We start from the raw sequence: 21853 nt of genomic DNA on the forward strand, positions 1-21853 counted from the left end.
GGCGAGCGGATCGGCCTGGGCTGCGGCTCAGGCCTCGTACTGGGCGGGCAGCAGCCTCGGGGCGTCGGTCTGGCCCTGCAGGCCGTTGAGCACGAAGAACCGGTGGCCCGGCTCGGGCGTCACGACCGGGCGGAGCGTCCGCCCGTCGGCGAGGGTCACGAGCCGGTCCGACGCGAGCATCTCGTCGACGCCCCCGACGCGGAACCCGAGCCGGTCCCAGAAGCCCGCGGCCTCGGGCGGCGTCTGGCCGTAGAGCGTCGAGACCCCCGCGGCACGCGCCTGCTCGACGACCTTGCGGACCAGGTAGGAGCCCAGCCCGGCGCCCGAGCGCTCGTCCGCGACCGCGATCGCGTTGAGGCACCACCACGGCTCCGCGACGCCGGCCTGCTCGTCGAGCGCGGCGTCGACCCAGGCGAACGCGACGACGTGCTCGTCGCGGGAGTCCGAGCCCTGCTCGCGCAGCACCGGGAAGTACCGGTCCCGCGGGTGGAAGCCCGGACCGAACCGGTAGGTGGTGGTCCAGAGGTCCTCGTCGTGCAGGTGGGGCACGGAGGGCAGGCGCGCACGCGAGAGGTCCGCCAGCCCGGGGCCGTCGTGGTGGCACCCGATGGCGAGCGCGAGGGAGTCAGGAAGGAACGGCTCGGTCATCCCGCGACAGTACCCGAGCGGGGGCCGCGGGCTGCGGTCGGGTCCTGGGCGGGGGCGTCCCCACAGCGCTCGGCGGGAGGTCCTCGAGCGGTCCTGACCGGGTGTCACGATCCGCTACCATTCCCGACTGGCACTCGGTGCCGTGGTGCAGATGTTCCTTGTCGTCCGATGCATGAAGGGGGTCAGCGAGCGTGTCCAGGACTCGAGGCTGGAAGCAGGATCAGCTGTGCGCTCAGTGCGGCGGCGTGGTGCTGGTCGAGTGGAGCATGCAGGTGCCGGAAGCCCCTGGGGAGTCGGTGGACGGTGCGGCCGTGGGGTTCGACGCCGCGGGCCACGAGTTCATCTGACCGGTGGGCCGATTCGTCGGCAGCGCACCGGTCAGGACAGGTTCACAGGCGCGGCGATAGGATCCCGCCAGGAGTCTGGAAGTAGGCCCTTCGCTTCCCTTCACCGTGGAGTTGAGATGACGACCTCGTACAACCTGGCTCGCCCTCTTGATGCGGACCTCATGGAGGTTCTGCTCGCTGGGACTCCCCAGCCGGTCGGCCAGTTCGTCCTGACCGTGCGCACCGGCGAGTGGCGGTGGTCGGACGGGCTCTATGCGATGCATGGCTTCGAGCCCGGCAGCATCGTCCCCACCACAGAGCTCATGCTCTCGCACAAGCACCCCGACGACCGATCGCGCGTGGAGTCGGTCCTTGCGCAAGCATGCTCGTCCGGAGAGCCGTTCGCGTGCGTGCACCGCATCCTCGACGCGCACGGGCACACCCGCACGCTCGGTGTCGTCGGCCGTGGCCGCAAGGACAACGAGACCGGGGAGGTGGTCCAGGTGTCCGGCTACTTCGTGGACCTGACCATCACCCAGCGCACGCTCGCCCAGCGCGAGGCGACGGAGTCGATCAGAGCGTCTGCCGAGAGTCGGGCCGTGATCGAGCAGGCCAAGGGAGCGGTCATGACGATCTACGGGATGACCGAGAACGAAGCCTTCGACCTCCTGCGCCATCACTCGAACGTCACCAACGAATCGCTGCGCAGCCTCGCGCGCCGCCTCATGGAGAGCATCGCCGAAGGGAGCGACGTGGGCTCTCCGACGACGGGCGACCTGGACCTGTTCTTCGAGGCCCCGCCTGCGCTGACCGGTCCCGCCTAGGACCGAAGAGGCCACGGCAGCGGCGCCCGTCGCTACCTGCGCAGCTCGATCACCAAGACGACGACGGCGCCGACATCGATGGCGACCATCGCGCCACCACGCGCGTGGTGGCCGTCTCCGCCATGGCCGACCAGACGAACGACGAAGGCCCGGAACCGTGAGGTTCCGGGCCTTGTGCCTGGTGGAGCTAGGGGGATTCGAACCCCCGACCTTCTCATTGCGAACGAGACGCGCTACCAACTGCGCCATAGCCCCAGAACGAGGTCAACATTAACACCTGACCAGCGCACTTCGACAAATCCGCTCCCCGGACGAGGTGAGCGGCCCGCGGGCTACTGACCCGAGACGCGTCGGCGAGCCAGGATCTCGTTGAGGTCCAGGCCCAGCGTCTCGGTCCGGGGCTTCTTCTCGTCCCCGGGTGCGGGCGCCGGCACGGGCTGGTCTCCCTGAGGAGCCCCCGTGCCCGACGGCGCACCCTCCGACACCGCGGACCGCGCCAGGTCCGGGGTCGGCTGGGCGGTCGAGGCGGTCGGGACGGCGACCTGGACGGGCGGCACGCCCGTCTCCTGCGCCGTGGGCTTCATGGTGTACGTCGGACGCGGCACGGGCACCGGGTCCCACGCTGCGCCGATCTCCGCCTCGGGAGTCTCCGGACTGCCAACGGGCACGACCGGGGTCGGTGCCGACGCCGGGGAGGTCGCCGTCGCGGCCGAGCCGACATCAGCAGGGGTGCCGGCTGCCGTCCCCCCACGGGGAGCGGTACCGGTCTGCTCCGCCGCAGCGCCCGCCGAGCCCGTCGAGCCCGTCGAGCGATCGCGGTCGTCGAACAGGTCGCCGCCGCTCGCCCCCGTCCGGGGCCGTGCTTGGTCGGGCTCCGTCGAGGACTCGACGCGCGCGGTCGAGCCGGTCGCCGGGCGCTGGTCCCTGCCGCGCGCGGCGCCGCGGGCCAGGTCCTCGGCGGTCACGCGCGGGATCATCTGGGTGCTCGTCTGCGAGGAGCGCACGGCGTGCCCCGTGACGCGCGAGGGGTGGACGTTGCGCGGCGCGACCGGGCTGCCCGCGACGGGCCCCCGGGCGGCGCGGGCTGCGTCGCGCGCAGCCGTGCGGCGGTCGGCATGCCAGGTGGCGTCGGCCCGCTTCCCGGCGAGCGCCGCCTGGCGGCCCAGGACGAGGACCAGGGCGAGGACCGCCGTCGGGCCTGCTGCGGCGAACCACGGCACCAGCCCGTACCCGAAGGCCACCCACGCCCCCACGCTCGCGAGGAGCAGCACGACCGTCAGCGCCAGACGACGGCGGGCGGCCTTGGCGCGGCGTTCCAGCATCGCGATGCGCGACGGGGACGCGGCCTTGCGCGGCGGGAAGGGGTCGTCGAACCCTCCACCGGCCGGCTGACGGCGCGGTGGGATGCTCGGGCGAGGATCGCTCGCGCGGACGTCTGTCTCCATGGTCTGCGGCTCCTCCTCCGACGATGGCCGGCGGTCGGTGGTGACCCCGGTCGTGACCTGCAGGACGCGTGACGTCGACCCGGACGCGTCGGACGCCCTCGACATCAGGGCGACGTCCGGCTCGCTGACCGGGACCGGGCCCAGGAGCAACGAGCGCCCCTCGCCCGACGACGCGTGCTCCGCGCCCTCCCCCGGCGCCCCGCGACGACGTCCCGAGACGACCGCGAGGACCCGCAAGGACCCCGAGAACCTGTCCTCGACCCGGGCGTCCTGCAGCTGCTGGCGCTGCTTGACCCGGTGGGGGACGTAGTAGGCGAACCACAGGACGAACAGCGCAAGGACCGCCACGCCTCCTGAGCCCGTCGTCGAATCCACATCCCGACCGTAGGCGAGGCCTCTCGCGGTCGACCGGACGCCGGACGGCGTGTCGGTCCTTTTCGCGGTCGCGTCCGTGCGCTAGGAGGCCGAGCGCCGTGTCTCCTGCCACCGCGCGAGCAGGCCGTCGGGGACCTCCTCGGCCGTGATCGCGAAGGTCCGGTGGTCGCACCACTGCCCCTGGATGTGCAGGTATCTCTCGCGCAGCCCCTCGTCACGCAGCCCGAGCTTCTCGACGACCCGGATGCTGGGGCCGTTCTCCGGGCGGATGTTGATCTCGATGCGGTGCAGGCCCAGCACCTGGAAGCAGTAGTCCGTGCTCATGGCGACCGCGGTCGGGATCACCCCGCGCCCCGCGACGTGCTCACCGACCCAGTAGCCGATGCTCGCCGAGCAGAGGGACCCGTAGGTGATGCTCGAGACCGTGAGCTGACCGACCAGCTCGCCGTCGAGCTCGACCGCGAACGGCAACGACGTCCCGGCGCGCGCCTGGGCGGCGAGGATGCGTGCGTACTCGCCGAACGTCGGCGGGCCGCCGGCCCCCGTGCCGGGTCGCGGCGAGGTCGCCTCCCAGCGTTCGAGCCAGGACGCGTTGCGGGCCCGCAGCGTCATCCAGTCGTGGCCGTCACGACGGTGCAGCGGGCGCAGCACCACGCTGCCGTCGACCGCATCTTCGCGCAGCGTGACCGGCCAGGGCTTCGACATGCTCCATGCTCGTGCGATCTTGTTGGTCATCCTCGTGCGCCCATCGATCATCCGTTCCCGGCAGCAGAGCCCGAGACGTCCTGCCTCCGAGCACCAGGATCACTGACGTGAGGCCCGGTGGACAGGGTGTATCACGATCTGGCGCACCGACAATAGCGCCGCGCACCGGGTCACGCACCACGCCGGCCCCCATGCGAGCCCCACGTCCCGGACTCTTTCCGTCCGACGACGGGACCCCGGACACTTCTTGCCCGAACCTTTGCGACAATAGGCGCATGAGTGGCCCGGTTCAGCCCTACCCCTTGCACGGAAGCATCGAACCCGAGGACGCGAAGGAGATCCTCCGAAAAGCCATCCGCACCGCCCGATCCACGCGCAGCGAGAGGCGCCGCGACGAAGCGGCCCTCTTGATCGCGGACGTGATCGAGACCATCCCCGAGGTCCTGTCGGCCCGCTGTGTCGCGACCTACGCCGCACGCCCCACGGAGCCCGGCACGACCGCGATGCTCGACCGCCTCGCCGCGCGCGGCGTCCGCGTCCTGCTCCCCGTGCTCGGCGCGGGACTGCAGCGCGACTGGGCCGAGTACGCGGGCTCGCACGACCTGCGCGAGCGCGCTCCCGGCCGCCCGCCCGAGCCGAGCGGGCCCGCGCTGGGCGCGGCCGCGCTCGTCGACGCCGACGTCGTCATCGCCCCGGCTCTCGCCGTCGACACGCGCGGCGTCCGGCTGGGCCAGGGCGGCGGCTGGTACGACCGGGCGCTGGAGCACATGCGGCCTGGCACCAAGGTGATCGCCGTGGTCTTCCCCGACGAGGTCTACGACGCCGACGAGCGTCCGCTCCCCCTCGAGAAGCACGACCGGACGATCGACGGCGTCGCGACCCCGCAGGGTTGGCGCTGGCTCGTCCAGGACTGACCCCGCACCTCCCCGACGACGAAGGGGCCGGGGGGGGGGGCGCCCCCCCCCCCCCCCCCCCCCCCGGCCGGGGGCCCCCCCCCCCCCCCCCGGCCCCGGCCCCTTCGTCGTGCTCAGCCGACCGCCCGCCGGGGTGGGCCGGGCGGGCGGGTGCGTGGCGCCGTCGGGCAGCAGGTGCCCGACGGCGGCGCGCCCGTCACGGGACGAGGCGGAGCTCGTCCTTCGTCTGGTCGGCGACGGCCGAGACCGAGAACGGCCACGCGTACGTCTCGCCCGCGGCCCACGTGCCCAGCTGGTCCTCGTAGTGCTTCGAGGCCGGGTGGCCCGAGACGCCCGTCACGGTGACCCAGGTCGAGGAGTCCAGGTCGTCGAGGTCGACGACCATGCGCATCGACGGGCCCGAGGTGACCTCGAAGTTCCCCGACGCGGCGTCCCACGACGTGGCGTTGACGATCGAGGACCCGCCCGGCATGCTCACCGTGCGCGGGTTCATGTACGCGCGGACGAAGCCCGGGACCGCGTCGTTGTCCAGGACGAGGTGCCCCAGGGACAGCGTGTGCAGCTTGCCCCACTCCCAGTCGGTCGTCTTCTTGGAGAGCTCGGTCGTGAGGTCGAGGCGGGCCGAGACGAGCGCCTGGTTGAGGACCTCGTCACGGGTCTCGACGACGCTCACGGTCTGCCGGTCGTCCCAGAACGCGTTGGTCTCGTCCAGGAGCATGTTCTGGACCACGGCGAGCCAGCGGCTGCCGCCCGCGGGACGGATCTCCTCGGGCAGGTCGTCCCAGAAGGTGATCTCGAGCAGGTTGCGCCAGACGGCCGCGAAGTACGCCGCAGCCGCGGAGTCCTTGTCCATCGAGCCGTCCCAGTCGGCCAGCAGGTCCTGGCCCTCGGCCGCGAAGTCGTTGCGGACGCCCTTGCTGTTCTCGATGTCCTGGTCGAGCAGCGACGGGAGCAGGGCGTCGGCGAACGGGCTCCAGTCGTCGTTCTGGATGGTGTTCATCATCGCGGCGTCGACCTTGCGGCCCGAGTCGATCTCCGTCTGCAGGAGCGTCCGGATGCGCTGCGAACGGTAGCCGTAGTCCCAGTCCGTCGTGAGGAACGGGGTGGTCCCGGCGGGCAGCACGGCCTGGTTCGCCGCGACGATGAAGCCCTCCTCGGGGTCGACGACCCCCGGCATCTGCGCGGCGAGCACGTAGCCCGTCCAGTCGAAGCGCTCGTCCCAGCCCGGGCGGGGCCAGGTGCCGTCCGAGGGCACCGGTCCCTCGACGACCTCGCGCACCGGGATCCTGCCCGGGGCCTGGTAGCCGATGTGGCCGTCGGTCGTCGCGAACACGACGTTCTGCGCGGGCACCTCGAAGAGTGCGGCGGCCTCGCGCATGTCGTCGGCGCTCGCCGCGAGGTCGAACGCGAAGACCGCGTCGGCCGTGCGGCCGGGCTCGAGCGCGGTCCACTGGAGCGCGACCTCGTAGTCCCCGAGCGGGGTGCCCTCGGTGGGGGCCTCCGCGACCTTGTCCAGGGGCAGCACGGTCGAGACGATCGGGCCGTGGCGCGTCGACGAGACCTCGAGCTCGACGTCCTGCCCCCCGTTGACCTTGATGGTCTCGGTGCGGGTCTCGAGCGGCACCCAGTCGTCGCCCCGCAGGTACGTCTCGTCGCGGACGCGCTCGATGAAGAAGTCGGTGACGTCCGCGCCCATGTTGGTCAGACCCCAGGCGACGTCGGCGTTGTGACCGATGATGACGCCCGGGAACCCGGCGAACGAGAAGCCTGCGACGTCGAACCCGCACGAGGGGCTCACGGTGTTGCAGTGGAGCCCGACCTGGGCCCAGACCCCGGGGGCCTGGAGCGCGAGGTGCGGGTCGTTCGCCAGGAGCGGCTTGCCGCTCTCGGTGTGCTCGCCCGAGACGGCCCAGGAGTTGGAGCCCGTCCCCTCGCCACGCCCGACGAGGACCGGGACGGCTGCGAGCGCACGGTCCGCAGCGCCGACCGCGGACTGGAGCTCTCCGCCCCCGAGGGTCGGCATGTAGCTCGTCTGCTCGACGTCCTCGACGTCGACCTCGGCCGGGGCGGTCGCCGTCGGGACCTCGGCAGGGTCGAGGATGGGGAGGTTCACGTCCGACGGGTAGGCCGGGAAGAGCGTCCCCACGCGGGCGACGTCCTGCGCGACGCGGGCCGGGTCCTCGGCGCCCGTCCCGCCGCCGGCGAAGCTGCCGTAGGCGATGGCGCGCTCGAGCTCGTCGTCGTAGTTGCCGCGCAGGTCCCAGGCCATGGCCTTGAGCCAGGCGAGAGAGTCGATCGGGTCCCACGGCTCGGGGTCGGCCACGCTCACGCTCGTCCCGAGCACGGTGTACTCGAGCGCGATCTCGCTCGGGTCCCGGTCCTCGAGGTACGCGTTCACGCCGTCCGCGTACGCCTGGAGGTAGGCCTTGGTCTCGGGAGCGACGATCTTCCACTCCTCCTCGGCGACGAGGCGCCAGCCGAAGGTGCGGGTGACCTTGTCCGCGTCGATCGCCTCCTTGCTGTCCCCGACCAGCTCTGCCAGACGGCCGGACGTGACGTGGCGGCGGTAGTCCATCTCGAAGAACCGGTCCTGCGCCTGGACGTAGCCCTGCGCGCGGAACAGGTCCTCGGGGGTGTCGGCGTAGATCTGCGGCACGCCCTGGGCGTCGCGGAGCACGCTGACCTCGCCGTCCAGGCCGGGGACCGTGAGGGTGCCGTCGGTCTGCGGGAGGGGGCGGCGGACCGTGACGAACGCGAAGATCGACACTCCGACGAGCAGCACGACCAGCAGCGCGGCGATCGCGATCGTGGCCCGGCGGGCTCGGGAACCTCCCCGTCGGGACGTGTGGGCGGGCGGCGACGGGTCGCCGTGGACTCCGGCAGGGACTTCAGCAGACACGGTGCGAGACTACCCCGGGCGGGCCAGGCGTATGATTAGCACTCAGAAGCCCCGAGTGCCAGTCCGGCCCTGCCTCCGAGCGGGCGCCGGGCACCCGGTCCAGGCTCGCGCCCGGCCCGCGACGACCGCACTCCCCCCGCGACCTCTTGAGGAGAGACCGTGCCCACCTACGCGTACACGTGCACTGCCTGCGGCCACGCCTTCGACATCCACCAGGCGTTCACCGACGATGCTCTGACGGTGTGCCCGGAGTGCGGCGGACGCCTGCGCAAGGTCTTCTCGTCGGTCGGCGTGACCTTCAAGGGCTCGGGCTTCTACCGGACGGACTCGCGGTCCTCGAAGTCGTCCAGCATGGGAGCCGGCAGCGCGTCGACCGCGCCCTCCGCAGGGTCCAAGTCGTCGGACTCGTCGAGCAGCGGCTCGTCGTCGAGCGGCTCGACAGGCACGTCCTCGTCGAGCGGGACGTCGGGTTCGTCGAGCTCGTCGGGCTCCTCCGCGAGCTGACACACCTCCTGGCCGTCCACAGGCCGTGGGCGGCGCGGTCCGTCCACAGGTAGACCCGAGGCGACGCACGACGCCCCGCGGGCGCTCTACGGTCGCGCCATGCCTCCTACCTCAGAGCGCTCCCGGCGCACGGTCCGGCCGCGGTCCTCAGCTGCCCGACGGCGCCTGCACGCCCTCGCGTGGCGGTCACGTCCCGTCGTGGTCGCCGTGGGGTGCGGCCTCGTGGCCGCGGTCGTCGTGGGCAGGGTGAGCCCGCCACCCCCCGAGACCAGCCCCGTGGTGGTCGCCGCCCGGGACGTCGGTGCCGGGGTCGTGCTGACCGGACGCGACCTCCGGGTCGAGGACGTCGCGTCGTCGCTCGCACCGCAGGTCTCCCTGACCAGGGTGAGCGACGCCGTCGGGCGCACGACGTCCGTCGCACTCCCGCGCGGGCAGACCATCTCCCCCTCGCTCGTGACCGCGGGCGAACTCGCGGCGGCCGCCCCCGCCGGGACGGTCGTCGCACCGGTGCGGCTGGCCGACCCGGCCGTGGCGACCATGCTGAGCCCCGGGGACCGGGTGGACCTCCTCGTCGCCGCGTCCGGCGCCGACGGGTCCTCTGACGGGGCGCCCGGCACGTACGTCGCGCGGCGTGCGCTCGTGCTGGCCGGGGCACCCGCCGAGGAGTCGGCGGGCGGGCTGCTCGGCGGCGACACCGCGGAAGGCGGCGTGACGTCCGTGGCTGTGCTGCCCGAGGAGGCTGCGTCGCTCGCGGGGCTCGGTCAGTGGGGTGGGCTGTCGGCCGTGCTGGTGCCGTAGTGGCGGGTGGCGGCCGCAGCCGTGGCCCCGGCGGCGACCGCACTCGAGGCCGCCGCCGGCGGCGGGGCCTGGACACGCGGCGCGCCGAGACGTCCAGATGCGCGACCACCCGAGCATGGAAAGATCACGTCAGGACAAACCTGCCGGCCGGACGCCGCCGAGACCTCGGCGCGCAGACCGGGTCTGCGCCCCTCTCGAAAGGACCCTGGCATGAAGAACGTGTTCAACGGCTTCAAGGAGTTCGTGCTCCGCGGCAACGCGATCGACCTGGCGGTCGGTGTCGTGATCGGCGGGGCGTTCACGCTCGTCGTGACGTCGATCGTCGACGGCCTCATCAACCCGCTGGTCGCCGCCATCTTCGGCAAGACCGACCTGAGCAAGGTCTGGACCTTCGAGATCAACGACGCGGTGTTCAGCTTCGGTCTCGTCCTCGACGCCCTCTTCAAGTTCCTGTGCGTCGCCGCTGCGCTCTACTTCGTCATCGTCATGCCCATGAACCACCTGGCATCGATGCGCAAGACGGGTGAGCAGGCCGAGCCCGAGGCGCCGGCCGAGGACGTCCTGGTCCTCCAGGAGATCCGCGACCTGCTCGCGGCGCAGAACGCGCGCGCTGCGGGACCGGGCTCCGGTCCGGTCGACGGACCCAGCACCCGCTGAGGTTCGTGCTCGCACCCTCAAGGCGACGGCAGCGTGCCGCCCGCCTCACCTGCGGGTAGAGGAAGGTGTTGTTTCTGCGTAGCCACCACAATGGTGGTGGCTACGCAGAGACAACACCACCCCCTGGCAACACGGACCTCCGGCACCGACCCACCGGCGCGGCCCGCAAGAGCGTCGGCCTGACCGGGCAGCCCGCCGAGCAGCGGACGACTCAGGACCAGTGCGGCGGGACGTCTCGTAGAAGCTCGGCGTCGTGACTGCTCTCCGCAGGCCCCGGGCGCGCGTCGCCCCAGGTCACGGCGTCGTCGTCGGACCCCAGTCCAGCGACTCCTGCCTGCTCGGTGCCCCGCCGCACGACCCGGCGGGACCTGCGCCGCGGCGGATGCCCGCTCGCCGCGCCCACCGCCGGAACGTCGCCCGCAGCGTCCCCCGCAGGGGCCGGGGCATCGGGGCGGGAGGCTGGGTCGTCGGGGAGCACCCGTCCATTCTCTCAGCCGTCAGTCGGTGCCGAACTCGTCGTCCGCGACCACGGGCACCACGACGATGCGGTCGCCGCCGCCCGTCTGCGCGATCCCGCCCCGCTCGGGCAGCCGAGCGTCGCGCACCGCCTGGACCACGCGGCGGATGCGCTCGGCCTCCCTGGCCGGGTCGAGGAACGCCGCCGCCGACCACACCTGCGCCACGACCCATCCCGCGGACTCGAGCCGCTCGGCGATCTGCCGGTCGCGGACGCGGACGCTGCGCTCGGCGACGTACGCGTCGTCGTCGGTCAGGACCGCCACGAGGAGCTCGCCCGGGATGTCGGGGTGCCCCACGACGAGCGGGATCCGGTCGCCCCCGGCCACCCCGTAGTCGGTCTCGACCACGAGACCCGCGCGCCACAGACGCTCGGCCAGGTCGATCACGAGGCGGTCCGGGTTCCCCCCGACGTCCACGCCGTTGCCGAGCGTGACCTGGTCCGCGCGGCCGTTGCGCTGCTCGGCCAGGTCCAGGACCTCGGCGAGCAGCTTGGCGCCGTGCCCGCGCAGCCTCTCGGGGTCGAGGTCGGCCGCGGTGAAGCACGTGACGACGTGCAGCCGGCGGCGCGTCGAGCCCAGCGTGTCGAGGAGCATCGCGTCCCCGCCCGCGGCGTTGAGCACGCCGAACCGGTGCAGGACCCGCCCGTGCGGGGTGCGGCCGTAACCGACCGACAGGACGATCGCGTCGCGCGTGAGCCCCGCGACCGCCGAGACCTCGGCCACGACGACGGGTTCGGCCCGCGCACCGGAGAAGAACGCGGCGAGGGCCGGGTTCTGCCGGACCTCGGCGAGCAGCGCGTCCCGGATCCGGTCGGCGTGCACCGCGCTCACCGTGACGATCGCGAGCGACTCCTCGGGGCGCGTCATGGCGTGCTCGATCGCGATCTCCACGACCCGGTCGACCTCGGCCTGCGTGCTCTCGACCGCTCCCGACGTCGGGTCGGGCATCCCGGCGCCGTCGACCAGGTCGAGGTGCACCAGGGGCTCGGCCCGCGGCAGCGGGCTCGGGCGGAGCACGCCCTCGTACCCGTGCGCGACGAGGAAGGCCGTCAGGTACGGGTCGCGTCGCGCACCACCCGTGGACAGGGCGACCGTGGGCAGGACCGCGGCGAGCTCCTTGACGGCCGACCCGGACGCTGCACGCGGGTCCCCGACGACCACGACCTGACGACCGCGGGCGAGGGCCGACAGCACGAGCTCGACCGGCAGGTGCTGGACGGCGTCGAGGATCACGAGGTCGACCGTGCGCGCCGGGGTGAACAGGTGCGGCACGAGCGTGGGCGACGCGACGACGCACGGGCGCAGCCGGCGCAGGATCTCGGGATAGAGCTCGTGCGCGTCGCGCAGGCTCGTGAGCCGCCCCTCGAGGAGCTCGGTGAACAGAGCCTCCGCCTCGGACCGGTGATCGCGCATCGCGCCGCCGAGGTGCTCGCGCACCGCGACCCGCACGGGGGCCGAGAGCGCGGTGATGTGGGTCCGGTCGAGCTCGCGGAACCGGCCCGCGAGCGCTTCGAGGCCCGCACCGTCCTGACCCGCGAGCGCTGGGTCCTGCGCGAGGATCTGCTCGAACACCGAGCTCCACCACGCGAGGTCGAGCTCGGGCCCCACCAGCTCCTTCTCGACGCGTCGGGCCGAGAGGTCGTCGAGCAGCTCGCCGAGCCCCTCGTCACGCAGCGACCGCAGGGCCGCGGTGCGTGCCGGCAGGTGCTCGAGCGCGTCCTTCTCCTCGCTCAGGCTCACCAGGCGTGCGGCGAGCTCGGGGAGCGGCAGATCCATCAGGTCCGCGCCGACGGGGGTCGTGGACAGGACCGGCTCGAGGTACTCGAGGTCGAGGCGCACGGCCTCGAACGTGTCCTCGATCGCCGCGAGCCCCTCGGGAAGGGTGGGCCAGCCGCCGCGGGGGCACTGCGCCTGCCAGACCGCGCGCTGCGCCTGGACCTCGACGAGGGCCGCGTGGAGGTCGGCGACCCGGACCCCGGGACGGAGCATGTCCTTGGCCTGCTTGCGCAGCCGTCGCCGGTGGGCCCAGCCCATGTCGATCCCGTTGTCGGCGCGCCACTGGCGCGTCCCGGTGGCCTCGACGAGGTCGGTCGCGGTGCGCTCGAAGATCAGGGGCTGGAACGCGTCGAGGGTGCCGCGCATCCCGCCGAGCATCGTGAGCTGCTCGCCCCACTGGCGGACCGACGTGGCAGGCGTGAGGCCCGTGGTCCGGGCGACCGACTCGACCTGCTCGCGGAGCTCGGGCAGGGTCCGGCCCGCGAGCCGCTCGACCCGGACCAGTGCGTCCTGGGCGCCCTCGCTGCTCGTGATGTCCGCGCCGAACCAGGGCGTGGACGTCGAGCGGAGCGTGAACGCGCCGACGTCGGCCGCGCCCTCGAGGCGCGCCGCGAGCTCGGCGCGGCGCTCGGCACCGATCCGGAGCGTGACCTCGGGTCCGAGGCGGACGGTCGTCGCGGGAGCGGGGCGCTGCGCGGTGAGGCGGGCGAGCGCCTGCAGGGCCGCGTACGCGGACACCCCCCAGGGCTCGCGCACCAGGTGCAGCGACTCGACGTATCCCGAGAGCTGGGCACGCGCACCGAGGAGCCCGTCGCGCACGCGGGCGACGGCGTCGGTGTCGACGACCTCGGCCTCGGCGGCCATGGCCGCGAGCAGGCGGTGCGAGGCCGTGGCCCGCCACGTGGGCTCGGGCTCGATGTCGAGGATCAGTCCGTCCAGACCGAGCGTCTCGAGCCGGTGGGTCAGCGAGTCGGCCGCCCGGCGGTGCCCGGGGACGTAGAGGATGCTGCGCCCGCTGGCCGCCGCCTCGGCCACGACGGCCGCGAGCGTGCCCGCGACGTCGGACCCCGCGGGAGCGTCGACGAACAGGTGGCTGCCGGTCGCGAGCGTGTCGATCACGTGGCGCTGGGCGGGGTCGAGGTCGCCCACGCCGCGCTCCTGGGTGGGGTCCGCGTCCCCGACGCGCGGCGCCGGGAGCTCGCGCTCGAGCGCGGTCGCGGCCTCGTCGGAGCCGGCGAGCGCCGCGACGACCTCGTGCCGCTCCAGGCCCGAGGCCAGCTCGTCGAGGTCGTCGACGAGCACCTGGCCGGGGTGGACGAACGTCCCGACGAGCACGCGCTGGGTCATCTCGAAGTCGCCGAGCACGGCCCGGCCCACGGCCGTGATCCTGGTGAGCGCGTCCGAGGGGTCGAAGCCCGCGGGCGTGAAGGCGCTGCGGGCGAGCGTCACGGGGTCGATCAGCCCGCCGTGGGCGCGCAGGGTGCGGGCGAGCAGGGGGTTGATCTCGACGGTCGGTTCGAGCGTGAGGTCGTAGTCGGTCTCGCTGTCGCCGCGCGGGGTGAGCGTGAGAGGTCGTAGCAGGACGGGGGCGCGCACGGTGCGCGGCAGGACCGGGTCGGGCGCGGTGGCCCCGCCGGCCGGGTTCACCGTGGCGCCCTCGGGCCCGACGGCGCCGCTCACCGCGTGCGGCGCGCCGGCGGCGGCCTCGTGGTCGCCCTGCGCGGCCTGGGCCGGGTCGGCCGAGGGGTCGTGGGCCGGGTCCGCGGGATCGGCAGGCAGGCCGGTCGCCCCGTCGATGGTCCGGCCGTGCGACGAGCCGGCGACGTGCGCGAGCGCTGCGACGTCGTCGGTGGGGAGACGGGAGGGCTCTTCCTCGGTCCAGGTCGTGACACCGATCGCGAGGTAGGTCGGTGCGACGCCGTAGCGCTGGGCGTGCTCCTGCGACCGGACGACCACGGCGCGGGCCCGGCGGCGAGCAGCGGGCAGCGACGCCCCCTCGCGGAAGAGGTTGGACAGGCGCGTCGGTCGGCCGGCGAAGAGCTGTGCGACCCCCGACGGGTGGGCCGCGGTGAGATCGATGACGGCGTCACCCAGGAGCCCGATGTCCGCGAGCGAGGAACCGCCCGCGAGCTCGACGAGCGAGGCACGCCAGGACCGGACGGCGTCCTCGACGAGCTCGGCGGTCGTGGGGGGCTCGACGAGCACGGGCGGCCCTGCGACGGTCGCGCCGTCGGACCCGTTCGGCGAGGCACCGGCTGATGCGCCGTCGGGCGCGGTCTGGTCGGTGAGCGGCCGAGCGGGATCGGCCACGGACTCGTGGGCAGATGAGGTGCGGGCGGCTGCGTTCACTCTGGAACGCTAACCGTCGCGGGTGGCCGAACCGGCACCGGCACGCCGTGGGCAGCCGTTTCGGGTTGCTCGGGGCGACGAGAAAGGCCACCAGGGCGACTGCGGGAGGAAGGTCCGGCTCCTGTGAACTCGCTGTGAGCGTCATTGCGCACCGAGAACGGGCCGAGAAAGTGTGAGGACGGTGCGCACCGCGCAGGGGGCAGGCGATACGCACCGTCAGAGATGATTCTGCAAGGTCTTCTACGGTTCGTCAAACTTGTGAGCGGACGGCAGCGGGTGAAAGTGGACGAGCGTCCAGTTCGCCGCGGCAGATTCTTCCTGGACGGCCGTCAACGTGGCATTCAGTGCCACATCGGCCACATCGTGTGCTGACGCACGAGCGGCCACGCCCCGGGTGGGGCGTGGCCGCGAGGGTGAGTGGCGCCGTCGGGCAGGAGGCTCTTCCCCGCCCTGCGCGGGGCTCAGCCGAAGAGCTTGGAACCGTGCTTGAGCACGACGCCCGCGATCATCAGGACGACCCAGGCCGCCGTGAGGAACACGTCCGCGTCGGAGCGGACGAACGACAGCGCGCGCTCCTGCGCCCTGGCCGGGAGGTAGAGGTTGTTCTCGAGGATGTTCCAGTGCAGGAGCGTCATGAAGACGAGCGTCGTCGAGAGCGTGACGAGCAGGCACCAGGGGCACAGCGCGCCGATCACGAACATGGACTGGTAGAAGAGCCAGTACGCGAAGATCAGTCCCAGCGTGTAGACGACCTGCGCCGAGAACATGAACCAGCGCGGGAACCGCACCCCGCCGAGGCTCGCGACCGCGATCGTGATGACCACGGGTTCGGCGATCAGCCCGAGGAACGCGTTGGGGAAGCCGAACAACGACGACTGCCACGCGACCCCCACGGCGCCGCAGGACAGGACCTCGTTGACGTTGCACGAGAGCTCGGCCGTCGGGTTCGCTGCAAGGAGCACCGCGTCGTAGGACAGGACGAACGACGCGGTCAGGCTGACCAACGCCGAGAACAGCATGGTGCCGAACACCCACTGACGGCTGTGCCGGAAGCCCTTCACGGTCAGCGGGTCGAGGGTCTGGTCGTCGTGCAGAACGTCGCTCATGCGTGCGGCCCTTCAGGCAGTGGCCCCGGCCATCCCCGGGGCGCCTCCAGCCTAGGGGCGTGGTGCCCGCTGCACGTGCGGGTGCGGCTTCTCGCGGACAATGCGCGATCAGCAGATGGACCGACCGCGCGGGCACGGTGCACGGAAGAAGCCGTGCACCTCCGGAAGAAACACCTGGAGAATTCGCCACGGATCCTGGGGCGAACATTCCTGACGCCTTTGTCAAGGCTGCCCGGAAAGAGACCGCTCTGGAATTCGATATCGGACCTGCCCCTCGTCGGGAGGGGCAGGTCCGGCGAGGCGACCCGGGCACCGGATCACCTTCTTCACGTCATGGACCGCGGGTGCTCGCCGTTCACGCTGCGGGCCGGCGGGAGGACCACGCTCACCCGCAGGCCCCCGCCCTGGCGCGGCGCGAGCCGGAGCTCGCCCCGGAACCGGTCGACGATCGCCGCGACGATCGACAACCCCAGTCCCTGTCCGGCCGAGCTCGCATTCCTCGTGCGCCCGGTTCCTCTCATGAACGGATCGGTGAATCTCTCGACGGCCTCGGGATCGAGGACCTGGCCGGAGCTGACGACCTCGATCTCCCATCCCCCCGGAACGTCGGACGGGGCGGCCTCGACCGCGAGAAATCCGCCGGGCTCGTTGTGCCGAATCCCGTTCTGCACAAGATTGGTGACCAGCTGGCGGAGCAGGACGGGTTCGCCGTCGATGGTCGTCTCGGTCAGCCGGTGCTCGATCCGCACGTCGTGGGCCGCTGCCTCCTCGGCGCACGACTCGATCGCCTGGGCGACGACCCTGGACGGGTCGAACTGCTCGAGGCGCGGTGGCGACGAGTCGATCCTGGCCAGGTCCAGCAGGGCCGTCACTGTCTCGATGTTCCGTTCGTTCATGACCCGGAGGCGGTCGAACACGACCCTCTCCTCCGGGTCGTCGTGCTGGGCCAGGGCGACGTCCAGCATGGCCCGGGTCGTCGCGAGCGGGGTCCGCAGCTCGTGCGAGGCGTTGGCCGCGAAGCGGCGCGTGGCCGTGAAGGACCGGTCGAGGCGATCGAGCATCTCGTCGAAGCTCTCGGCGAGCTCCGAGATCTCGTCCCGGGGTCCGGACAACCGGATCCGCTGCGCCAGGTCGCCCTCGCTCGCCCGGTGCACGGCCGAGTTGATGTCCTGCAACGGCCGGAGCATCCGGCCCGCCACCGCCCAGCCGACCGCGGTGCCCAGCACCGCCAGGACGACGAGCACGACGATCGAGGTCACGAGCAGGAGGTTGAGGAGCTGCTCGCTCGACGTCACCAGGAGCTCGGACGCGGGGACGACCACCGCTGCCGGTGCCGTCGGGTCGTCGGTGGGGACCAGCGAGCCCCCGGGGGCGACCGAGGCCGCGTCGGTGGACGCCGTCGTGGCCGCGGCGAAGTCGTAGGTGGGGACGTAGCGCATGAAGACGTAGACGATCGCGAGCAGGACGATGCCCGCCCCCGTCAGGAGCGCCGAGTAGGTCAGTGCGAGCCGCGCGCGCACCGTCAGGCGGTAGCGCTTCGTCACCGGCTCCCCGCCGTCGAGGTCCGACGGCGGCGGGGTGGGCCGCGGGCTAGTCATCGCTGATCACGTACCCCGCACCGGGCACCGTCGTGATGACCCCCGGGTCGCCGAGCTTGCGCCGCAGCGTGCTGATGGTCACCTTGACGGCGTGCGTGAAGGGGTTGGCGTTCTCGTCCCAGGCCTTCTCCAGGAGCGTCTCCGCGCTGACCACGGCTCCGTCGGCCGCCAGGAGCAGCTCCAGCACCGCGAACTCCTTCCGGGTCAGGGTGACGCGCCGACCCCTGACCGTGACCTCGCGGCGGAACGGGTCCAGGCGGACTCCGCGTCGCTCGAGCACCGGAGGCCGGGACGTGAAGCTGCGCCGGTTGAGGGCGCGGAGCCGGGCGATGAGCTCGGGGAACTCGAACGGCTTGGACAGATAGTCGTCGGCCCCGAGGCCGAGCCCGTCCACACGGTCGTCGAGGGTCCCCGCTGCCGTGAGCATCAGCACCGCGGGCCCGGCAGGGTCGGCCGCCAGGCGCCGGCAGACCTCGTCCCCGTGCACGCCGGGGATGTCCCGGTCGAGCAGCACCACGTCGTAGTCGTACAGGTCGACGGCGAGGAGCGCCGCGTCGCCGTCCGGGGCCACGTCGGCCGCGATCGCCTCCATGGCCAGACGTGCCCGGACGGCGTCGGCCAGGTACTCCTCGTCCTCCACGATCAGCACTCTCACGTGCGTGTCCACCCTTCTTCCTTCGCTCAGGAAGCCCGTTCGCGGCGCCTCGCCGATCCATCTCCCTCAGGAGACCACGGAGAAGGTTGCGTCGAGGTAAGGCGCGGACCTTACGTTTCCGCAACCAAGGGCTTGATGAGATCGGCGCAGCACGTCAGGTCGCCCGACCTCGACGCGACGAAAGGACAACACTGTGCGCACGACGACCATCCGTTCCCTCACCGCGCTCCTCGGGACGGGCCTGCTCCTCGCGGTCTCGGCCTGCTCCCCCGCTGCGGACGCCGACCCCGAGCTCGACACGGGAGCCGCCAAGATGACCATCGAGGAATGGCGGCAGGACGTCGACGACTGCATGCTCGACGCCGGCTACGACCTCGTCGCCATGAGCGAGGGGGGTGGCAGCACGCCGTCGATGACGAGCGAGGAGTCGGCGGCGTTCGACACCGAGTACACGGCCTGCATCGACGAGATCGGCGAGGCCCCCGTCGACGAGAACATGCCGTCCGAGGACGAGATGTTCGAGGCCCAGCTGGCATTCGCCGCGTGCATGCGCGAGGCCGGCTACGACTACCCCGACCCCGTCAAGGGATCGGGCATGAGCGAGGCGCTCGGTCCTGAGATCGACCCCGACGTCGTCGACACCTGCTACGCCAAGAGCCAGGAAGCCGTCCAGTGAGCGCTCCCACCACCACCGACCAGTCCTCGGCGACCACCACCGCCCGCCCGCACCGAGCACGACGCTGGATCCTGACGACCCTCGGCGCCCTCGCAGCCGTCGCGGCCGTCGTCGGCGTGGTCGCTCTCACGCGTCCGCCCGCGGCCCCCGACCCCACGAGCACCCGGCTCGAGCTCGAGACCGTCACCGTGAACCGGGGTGACCTCACGGAGCAGGTCCGGACCCAGGGCACCTTGGCCCACAACGCGCAACGCGACCTGGGGACGGAGCTCACCGGGGTGATCACCGGGCTCCCCGCACCGGGCACGGTGGTCACCGTGGGCCAGGAGCTGTTCCGGATCGACGACCTCCCCGTGACCCTGCTGCGAGGGCCCCTGCCCGCCTGGCGCGCGTTCACCGCCGGGATGTCCCCGGGGAACGACGTCCTCCAGCTCGAGCAGAACCTCGCCCAGCTGGGCTTCTTCGTCGCGAAGCCCGACTCCACGTTCAGCGAGAGCACGACGGCCGCGATCAAGAAGTGGCAGAAGTCGCTGAAGGTCGAGCAGACCGGCACGATCGACCTGGGCCGGGTCGTCTTCTCGCTCGTCGACGTCCGCGTGCAGTCGCACAAGGCGCAGGTCGGCGACACCGCCGGTCCCGAGATCCTCTCCGTCACGGGACCGGACAAGCAGGTCCAGGCCTTCCTCGACCAGGCACAGGCACCCATCGCCCCCGTCGGCACCAACGTGGCGATCACCCTCCCGGGAGGCGTCTCCACGACGGGAACGGTCGCCGAGGTGGGGGCGCCGGTCGAGCAGGAGGGCGGCGACGACAAGACGCTCAAGGTGCCCGTGACCCTCACGCTCGACGACCCGGCTGCGGCCGAGTCTCTCGACAACGTCGCCGTCACGCTCGTGCTCACCCGGACCCGCGCGACCGACGTGCTGACCGTGCCCGTCCTGGCCCTGCTCGCGCAGCCGGGGGGCGGCTTCGCCGTCGAGACCTCGGACGGCGACAGCACGCACCTGGTGCCGGTCGAGCTCGGCACGTTCGCCAACGGCCTGGTCGAGGTGACCGGGGGCGACCTCGAGGTGGGCGACACGATCGTGGTGGCCAAGTGAGCACAGCGATCATCGACCTGGAGGACGTGACCCGCACCTACGGGTCACCACCGACGGTCGCGCTCGGTGGAGTCACCCTGAAGATCGACGAGGGTGAGATGGTCGCGATCGTCGGCCCGAGCGGGTCCGGCAAGTCGACCATGCTCAACATCATCGGGTCCCTGGACCGCGCGTCCTCGGGCGCGACCAGGATCGCCGGGAACGACGTGACCGCCATGAGCGACGCGAGCCTCTCGGCCCTGCGGGCCTACACGATCGGGTTCATCTTCCAGCAGTTCCACCTGTCCGACGGCGTCACGGCCCTCGACAACGTCGCGACCGGTCTGCTGTACACCGGCCTGGCGCCCCGCGAGCGCCGTCGCCGGGCGCGCACTGCTCTCGAACGCGTGGGCCTCGGCGCACGGTTGCACCACCACCCGCGGCAGATGTCGGGCGGAGAGCGCCAGCGCGTCGCGATCGCGCGCGCCGTCGTCGGCGAACCTCGCCTGCTCCTGGCGGACGAGCCGACCGGCAGCCTCGACACCGCCTCCGGCGAGGGCGTCGTCGAGATCCTCCACGACCTGAACAGGTCCGGGACCACGGTCGTGGTCATCACCCACGACCAGGAGCTCGCCGACCGCCTGCCCCGGCAGGTCCGCATCCGCGACGGCAGGATCCTCTCCGACGACCGGGAGGACAGCCGATGAGCCTCGACCGCCGTTCCAGGCTCCGGCCCGGCGACCTCTTCAGCCTCGGCCTGCACGGGCTGCGCGCCCGCCCCATGCGCGCGATCCTCTCGTCCTTGGGCATCGCGATCGGTATCGCCGCCATGATCTCCGTGATCGGCATCTCGACCTCGAGCCAGGCGCTCATCAAGGACAAGCTGTCCGCGCTGGGTACCAACCTGCTCACGGTCACGGCCGGCACGGACGTCCTCGGCCAGGACGCGCCCCTCCCACCGGACGCGGTCGCGCTCGTGCGGCGCATCCCGGACGTCCTGCACGTGAGCTCGATCGGCACGCTCGACACGATCACGATCTTCCGCAGCTCCGAGGTCGATCCCGGCCGCACCGGAGGGTTGACCGTGGCGGCCGCCGACCTCGACCTGCTCGAGGCGACCGGTGCCCGGCTCATGCACGGGTCGTGGCTCAACGAGTCGACCGCGCAGTACCCGGCCGTCGTCCTGGGCCGCGGGACGGCCGAACGCCTGGGGATCGGCACGGTGGGCAGCCTCGTGTGGGTGGGCGGTCACCCGTTCACCGTCGTGGGCATCCTCGAGTCGTCGCCCCTCGCCCCGGAGCTCGACTCGACGGCACTCGTCGGCGAACCGATCGCCTCCGACCTCTTCGACCACGACGGTGCGCCGACGACGATCTACGAGCGGTCCACGGAGGAGAGCGTCGCCCAGGTGCGCAAGCTTCTGCCGCCGACGATCCACCCCGACTCGCCGAGCCAGGTGCAGGTCAGCCGCCCCTCGGACGCCCTCGCCGCGAAGAACACGGTCGACCAGGCCTTCACCGGGCTCCTGGTCGGGGTGGGCTCGATCGCCCTGCTCGTCGGTGGGATCGGGGTGGCCAACACCATGGTCATCTCGGTCCTGGAACGGCGCCAGGAGATCGGTCTGCGGCGCTCCCTGGGCGCCACGCGCAAGCACATCCGGGTGCAGTTCCTCTTCGAGGCGATGCTGCTCTCGGCCCTCGGCGGGGTCGCCGGAGCCGTCCTCGGGTGGGTCATCACGGCCGTCGTCGCCAGGACGAACGGGTGGAGTCTCGCGATCCCCCCCGAGGTCCCCGTGCTGGGGGTCGTCGTCACGATCCTCGTGGGGGCGGTCGCGGGCGTCCTGCCCGCCGTGCGCGCGTCCCGCACCTCGCCGACCGCGGCGCTGAGCAGCTGACCGACGGGAGGACAGAACCTGACGCCGTGGCCGTCAGCCCACCCCGGCTGGCCGGCCGCGGCGTCCGGTCGTCCGGACCTGCCCGCGCGCCGTCGGGCCCGGCGGTG

The 21853-nt window shown here is 72.5% G+C and carries 18 protein-coding genes, 1 tRNA gene and 1 pseudogene; 10 read left to right on the forward strand and 10 right to left on the reverse strand.

Going from position 1 to position 21853, the window contains the following annotated elements:
* Positions 1–27: 27 nt before the first annotated feature.
* Entirely contained in the window at positions 28–648 is a 621-nt protein-coding gene (locus ACIPWA_RS06675; protein WP_400288999.1) for a GNAT family N-acetyltransferase, read from the reverse strand.
* 191 nt (positions 649–839) lie between these two features.
* Here ACIPWA_RS06675 and ACIPWA_RS06680 point away from each other — a divergent pair, with 191 nt between their 5' ends.
* Entirely contained in the window at positions 840–995 is a 156-nt protein-coding gene (locus tag ACIPWA_RS06680) for a hypothetical protein (protein ID WP_400289001.1), read from the forward strand.
* 116 nt (positions 996–1111) lie between these two features.
* Positions 1112–1798 (forward strand): PAS and ANTAR domain-containing protein, encoded by a 687-nt coding sequence (locus ACIPWA_RS06685; protein WP_400289003.1) that lies wholly within the window; start codon positions 1112–1114, stop codon positions 1796–1798.
* A 179-nt stretch (positions 1799–1977) separates the two neighbouring features.
* Here ACIPWA_RS06685 and ACIPWA_RS06690 read toward each other — a convergent pair.
* From ACIPWA_RS06690 to ACIPWA_RS06700, 3 genes are all read right to left on the reverse strand, one after another.
* A tRNA-Ala gene (locus tag ACIPWA_RS06690) sits at positions 1978–2053 on the reverse strand.
* Between the two features lie 77 nt (positions 2054–2130).
* Positions 2131–3591: a hypothetical protein gene (locus ACIPWA_RS06695; RefSeq protein WP_400289006.1), complete on the reverse strand. Its 1461-nt coding sequence runs from the start codon at positions 3589–3591 to the stop codon at positions 2131–2133.
* 108 nt (positions 3592–3699) lie between these two features.
* On the reverse strand, positions 3700–4323 hold the full coding sequence (locus tag ACIPWA_RS06700; RefSeq protein WP_056761332.1) for a GNAT family N-acetyltransferase: 624 nt from the start codon (positions 4321–4323) through the stop codon (positions 3700–3702).
* Between the two features lie 275 nt (positions 4324–4598).
* On the opposite strand from ACIPWA_RS06700, the gene ACIPWA_RS06705 reads away from it, so the two are divergent.
* Positions 4599–5237 (forward strand): 5-formyltetrahydrofolate cyclo-ligase, encoded by a 639-nt coding sequence (locus ACIPWA_RS06705; protein WP_400289009.1) that lies wholly within the window; start codon positions 4599–4601, stop codon positions 5235–5237.
* Between the two features lie 196 nt (positions 5238–5433).
* Here ACIPWA_RS06705 and ACIPWA_RS06710 read toward each other — a convergent pair whose 3' ends face one another.
* On the reverse strand, positions 5434–8136 hold the full coding sequence (locus tag ACIPWA_RS06710) for a penicillin acylase family protein (protein ID WP_400289011.1): 2703 nt from the start codon (positions 8134–8136) through the stop codon (positions 5434–5436).
* A 159-nt stretch (positions 8137–8295) separates the two neighbouring features.
* On the opposite strand from ACIPWA_RS06710, the pseudogene ACIPWA_RS06715 reads away from it, so the two are divergent.
* Positions 8296–8436, forward strand: a pseudogene (locus tag ACIPWA_RS06715) (FmdB family zinc ribbon protein); the annotation flags it as partial.
* Positions 8437–8450: 14 nt separating this feature from the next.
* On the opposite strand, the gene ACIPWA_RS06720 reads toward ACIPWA_RS06715, so the two are convergent.
* Positions 8451–8660 (reverse strand): hypothetical protein, encoded by a 210-nt coding sequence (locus tag ACIPWA_RS06720; RefSeq protein ID WP_400289683.1) that lies wholly within the window; start codon positions 8658–8660, stop codon positions 8451–8453.
* Between the two features lie 79 nt (positions 8661–8739).
* On the opposite strand from ACIPWA_RS06720, the gene ACIPWA_RS06725 reads away from it, so the two are divergent.
* Both ACIPWA_RS06725 and mscL read left to right on the forward strand, forming a co-directional pair.
* Positions 8740–9438: an SAF domain-containing protein gene (locus ACIPWA_RS06725; RefSeq protein ID WP_400289013.1), complete on the forward strand. Its 699-nt coding sequence runs from the start codon at positions 8740–8742 to the stop codon at positions 9436–9438.
* Positions 9439–9648: 210 nt separating this feature from the next.
* On the forward strand, positions 9649–10095 hold the full coding sequence (gene mscL / locus ACIPWA_RS06730; RefSeq protein ID WP_400289015.1) for a large conductance mechanosensitive channel protein MscL: 447 nt from the start codon (positions 9649–9651) through the stop codon (positions 10093–10095).
* Between the two features lie 497 nt (positions 10096–10592).
* Here mscL and ACIPWA_RS06735 read toward each other — a convergent pair whose 3' ends face one another.
* From ACIPWA_RS06735 to ACIPWA_RS06750, 4 genes are all read right to left on the reverse strand, one after another.
* On the reverse strand, positions 10593–14738 hold the full coding sequence (locus ACIPWA_RS06735; RefSeq protein WP_400289017.1) for a hypothetical protein: 4146 nt from the start codon (positions 14736–14738) through the stop codon (positions 10593–10595).
* Positions 14739–15199: 461 nt separating this feature from the next.
* A complete protein-coding gene (locus tag ACIPWA_RS06740) occupies positions 15200–15844 on the reverse strand; it encodes a vitamin K epoxide reductase family protein (protein ID WP_056645508.1) in 645 nt (214 codons plus the stop codon).
* A 326-nt stretch (positions 15845–16170) separates the two neighbouring features.
* Positions 16171–17442, reverse strand: coding sequence for a sensor histidine kinase (locus ACIPWA_RS06745; protein ID WP_068624236.1), 1272 nt, complete (start codon positions 17440–17442; stop codon positions 16171–16173).
* Complete coding sequence (locus ACIPWA_RS06750) at positions 17435–18097, reverse strand: response regulator transcription factor (RefSeq protein ID WP_068707239.1); 663 nt, start codon at positions 18095–18097, stop codon at positions 17435–17437. The genes ACIPWA_RS06745 and ACIPWA_RS06750 overlap by 8 nt, the downstream gene beginning before the upstream one ends.
* Positions 18098–18290: 193 nt before the next feature.
* Here ACIPWA_RS06750 and ACIPWA_RS06755 point away from each other — a divergent pair, with 193 nt between their 5' ends.
* Genes ACIPWA_RS06755 through ACIPWA_RS06770 form a run of 4 tightly spaced genes read left to right on the forward strand, consistent with a single transcriptional unit; the run spans position 18291 to position 21746 of the window.
* Complete coding sequence (locus tag ACIPWA_RS06755; RefSeq protein WP_056760452.1) at positions 18291–18773, forward strand: hypothetical protein; 483 nt, start codon at positions 18291–18293, stop codon at positions 18771–18773.
* Positions 18770–19873: an efflux RND transporter periplasmic adaptor subunit gene (locus tag ACIPWA_RS06760; RefSeq protein WP_056645499.1), complete on the forward strand. Its 1104-nt coding sequence runs from the start codon at positions 18770–18772 to the stop codon at positions 19871–19873. The genes ACIPWA_RS06755 and ACIPWA_RS06760 overlap by 4 nt, the downstream gene beginning before the upstream one ends.
* Positions 19870–20559, forward strand: coding sequence for an ABC transporter ATP-binding protein (locus tag ACIPWA_RS06765; protein WP_056760457.1), 690 nt, complete (start codon positions 19870–19872; stop codon positions 20557–20559). The genes ACIPWA_RS06760 and ACIPWA_RS06765 overlap by 4 nt, the downstream gene beginning before the upstream one ends.
* Positions 20556–21746, forward strand: coding sequence for an ABC transporter permease (locus ACIPWA_RS06770; protein ID WP_068624234.1), 1191 nt, complete (start codon positions 20556–20558; stop codon positions 21744–21746). Before ACIPWA_RS06765 ends, ACIPWA_RS06770 begins: the two co-directional genes overlap by 4 nt.
* Positions 21747–21853: the final 107 nt, after the last annotated feature.

The sequence above is a fragment of the Oerskovia enterophila genome, assembly GCF_044748475.1.
Taxonomy (GTDB): domain Bacteria; phylum Actinomycetota; class Actinomycetes; order Actinomycetales; family Cellulomonadaceae; genus Oerskovia; species Oerskovia enterophila.